The 3,557-nt window shown below is 69.9% G+C and carries 3 protein-coding genes; 1 reads left to right on the forward strand and 2 read right to left on the reverse strand.

The genetic code is table 11. The features are described 5' to 3' along the window. Positions 1 to 120: 120 nt before the first annotated feature. A complete protein-coding gene (locus FPZ41_RS45610; RefSeq protein ID WP_152870698.1) occupies positions 121 to 2,040 on the reverse strand; it encodes an AMP-dependent synthetase/ligase in 1,920 nt (639 codons plus the stop codon). 108 nt (positions 2,041 to 2,148) lie between these two features. Next, complete coding sequence (locus tag FPZ41_RS45615; protein WP_131567805.1) at positions 2,149 to 2,649, reverse strand: hypothetical protein; 501 nt, start codon at positions 2,647 to 2,649, stop codon at positions 2,149 to 2,151. A gap of 275 nt (positions 2,650 to 2,924) precedes the next feature. Here FPZ41_RS45615 and FPZ41_RS45620 point away from each other — a divergent pair, with 275 nt between their 5' ends. Beyond that, positions 2,925 to 3,455, forward strand: coding sequence for a hypothetical protein (locus tag FPZ41_RS45620; protein ID WP_322621568.1), 531 nt, complete (start codon positions 2,925 to 2,927; stop codon positions 3,453 to 3,455). The last annotated feature ends 102 nt before the right edge of the window (positions 3,456 to 3,557 follow it).

The raw sequence follows: 3,557 nt of genomic DNA on the forward strand, positions 1-3,557 counted from the left end.
CACCCACACAGGCCCACCCACACAGCAAGAATGCGCCACCGTGGCCCGTCGGCGCATCCGGACACATTCCGCAGCCGCGAGAACAACGCCGGCCGCCTCTCCGGTAGCGCCCCGGCAGCGTCACCGCACGCGGCGGAACACGTCGTCCGTGTCGTCCCAGCTCATCGATGTGTCCACCGCGGGCAGGCCCCTGCGGACGGCGCGCGCCGACTGGTACATGGCGTCGATCTCGACCTCGTACCGCTGCGCGATGGCGTCCCTGCGCAGCTTCATCGACGGGGTCAGCAGTCCGCCCGCCACGGTGAACGGCTCCGGCAGGATGCGGAACACCCGGATCGACTCCGGGCGTGACACCCTGCTGTTGGCCGCCGTGATGGCGCGCTGCACCTCCTCCCGTAGGGCGTTCTCCTCCCGCGCACTCAGGTCTGACGCGTCACCCTGGTCGAACCGGCCCCGGCGCCAGTGCCGCACGAAGTCGGGGTCGAGCGTGATCAGAGCCCCGACGCAGGGCCGGTTGTCGCCGACGACCACCGCCTGCTGGATCAGCGGATGCACTCGCAGGAGTTCCTCGAGCGCTGCCGGGGCGACGATCTTCCCGCCGTTGGTGACGAAGATTTCTTTCCTGCGGCCCGTGATCCACAGATAGCCCTCGGTGTCGAGCCGCCCGATGTCGCCGGTGGCCAGCCAGCCGTCGCGCAGAGCCGTCCGCGTGCCGAGCTCGTCGTTGACGTACCCCTGGAACACCGACGGACCGCGCACCAGGATCTCCCCGTCGTCCGCGACCCGTACGTCCACACCCGGCAGCGGACGCCCCACGGTGCCGGACTTCTCCCGCCCCACGGGCTGTGCCGTGATGCCGCCACCGGTCTCCGTGAGCCCATACCCGTCGTGGACGAGAATTCCGATTCCCGCATAGAAAAGGGCGAGGTCACGATGCAGCGGAGAACCGCCGGACACTGCCCCGCACACCCGGCCACCCAGCGAGGCCCGCAGTTTCCGGTACACGGCCTTCTCGAAGAAGGCGTGCCGCAGCCGCAGATCCACTCCCGGGCCGTGACCCCGCTCCAGGCGGTGCCGCTCGACCGCCAGGGCGTACTCCCGAGCCGTACGCACCGCACGCTCGAACAGAGCGCCCTGGCCCGCCTCCTGGGCGCGGATCAGGAAGTTCTTGTAGATCTTCTCGAAGACGGACGGGACACCGTAGAGAAACGTCGGCCGGAACGACAGGAAATCGTCGCCGAGAATCTCCTCCCGCAGTTCGGGTTCGTGCGCCATCAGCATCCCGCCCCGCAGACACAGGCCCTGGATCATCAGGCCGTACACATGGGAGAAGGGCAGGAAGACGAGAACCGCAGGCTGGACACCCTCGGGCGCGGTGGTGTGCGCCCAGCCGGCCAGCAGCGTGTCGCAGGGGCTCGCCAGACCGTGGTGCGACAGGGCGCACCCCCGGGGACGCCCGCTCGTACCGGACGTGTAGGCGATGACCGCGGTCGAGTCCGGCAGAACGATCCGGCGCAACGAGTCGACGGTCGCCTCCGGCACCGACGAGCCCTGCTCGGCCAGCTGCTCCAGCCCTCCGTCGTCCAGCTGCCAGACGTGCCGCAGCCGGGGCAGCCCGGCGCACACCGAGCCGACCGTCATCGCCCCCTGCCCGTCCTCGACCACGACCCCGGCACAGTCCGCGTCACTGAGGATCCATCGCACCTGCTCGCGCGACGACGTCGGATAGATCGGTACGACCTCGGCGCCCACCGACCACAGGGCGAGGCTGAGCGCGGTCCACTCATACCGGGTGCGCGCCATGATGGCCACCCGGTTGCCCGGCTGTATCCCGCTCGCGACGAACCCCTTGGCCAGACCGGTCACTTCGTCCCGTAACTCGCCCGCGCTGACCTGGGTCCATGTGTCGGTGGCCCCGTCGGGACGGCGCGCGATCAGCGGGAGGCCGGGATCACGGCTCGCTGTCTCGAAGAGACTGTCGGCGAGCCCTCCCGTCAGAAGGGGCGCGACCGGTGGGGCGGCGGTCCGGATGGTCTGCATGCGCCCTTCATGTGTCGTTCCTGCGTGTCGCCGGTGATGAACTGGCAGTGATCGAAACGTAGCGCATGTGGTTCCCGCCCGTGGGGCGAATGGGCAAGGAGCCGACGGTCAGGGCCGGGCGTACTCCTGGCGCACGACGCCGGCGAGCTGGGCCAGTGTCTCCTCCGAGCGTGTGCGGTCGGCCTCGTCGAGCGCGGCGAGCGCGTCGGCCGCGGCCTCCCTGACCCTGCGGGGCACCTCCTCCAGCGCCGCCATGCGGTAGGCGATCGTGCGCCGCGCGAGGCGCTCCTCAGGGGTGACGCCCACAGGTCCGGACCGGGGGAAGACGGCGGCCTCGTACACGCTGATGTGCAACAGCACCCCGTGCGCGATCCCCTCCCCGTATCCCCGCAGTCCGGCCTCCCGCTGCGCCAGGGCGAAACCGGTGAGCGCCCGCCTCCGGACGAGGACCGAGCCGACGAGACCGGCCGCCCCCGCGCTCGTCGCCGCGATCAGCGCGAGAAACGCGCCGCCGAGGAGGGCGCCGACGATCGCCCCGGTGGCGGTCATGAGGCAGATCAGTCCCGTGGTGAGCAGGAGCAGGGCGCGTGCGGGAGCGATGGAAGCCATGCGGTGCAGTCTGCCAGCAACCGGTTTCTCCGTACCTGATCACGCAGGAACAGTGTGCGCACGGAGTGCCGTGGTGCTGCCGGGGTTACTTCCGGAGTGTGATGTGTGGCACGTGGGGAAGCGGGGCCGGAGTCCTGGCGCCGTGAATCGTGGCTGGGCACGGCTTGATCGCTGATCACTCGGCGGAATTGCCCGGGCAAAGGGATCTCTGGCTCATTTGACAGTGTGTCCGGCGCGTGGATAAGAAGCGTTTCGCTGAGGTCGGGAGGTGGAGAGTGCGCGTGCCCAATGTGATCGGGGACTGGCAGGAGTGCGACGGTGGGCACGCGGGCCTGCGGGTACGCGTCCACGGTGTGGAGCAGGCGGAGCCTCCGCGGGGGCGTGACGACGCCGCCGAAGGACTCGTCTATTTCCGGTTCCGGGTGACGGTGGAGAACCGCGCCGGCACGCCCTTCGGCATCCATGTGGAGGACGGACAGTTCGACGTGCGGACCGGGCCCGAGGGCGAGAGCGCATTCCTCGACTGGCGCAATTCGCAATTCATCGAAGGCTTCGATCTTTATCCCCTGCGGCGAGCCACGGCCGTCGTCTATGCCGCGGCCGCCGATTCCTCCCTCGCACGTGTGGACATCCAGATCCAGCTGAGGACGGACGAGGAATGGGCCGACCGCTATCTGTGGGCGGGCGGTATCGGAGCGCATGGGGACGTTCTCGGCCGTGACTCCGCCCTGGACGGGACCGGAGAGGGCCTGGCCTGCCAGGTCAGCAGCTTCCTGCAACGGGAGGCCGAGCAGGGGCCGGCCTGACTCACAACGCCGGACGGGGTGACAATCAGCCCCTCCGGCGTTTGAGGAGCGGGGGTCCGGGGGCTGGCCCCCGAACGGGGTCCGGGGCGGAGCCCCGAAGAG

It is taken from the genome of Streptomyces acidicola (assembly GCF_009377235.1).
Classification (GTDB): domain Bacteria; phylum Actinomycetota; class Actinomycetes; order Streptomycetales; family Streptomycetaceae; genus Streptomyces; species Streptomyces acidicola.

Coding starts and splice junctions, on each gene's coding strand:
- FPZ41_RS45610 (WP_152870698.1), bottom strand. CDS start 2,040: ATGCAGACCATCCGGACCGCCGCCCCACCGGTCGCGCCCCTTCTGACG.
- FPZ41_RS45615 (WP_131567805.1), bottom strand. CDS start 2,649: ATGGCTTCCATCGCTCCCGCACGCGCCCTGCTCCTGCTCACCACGGGA.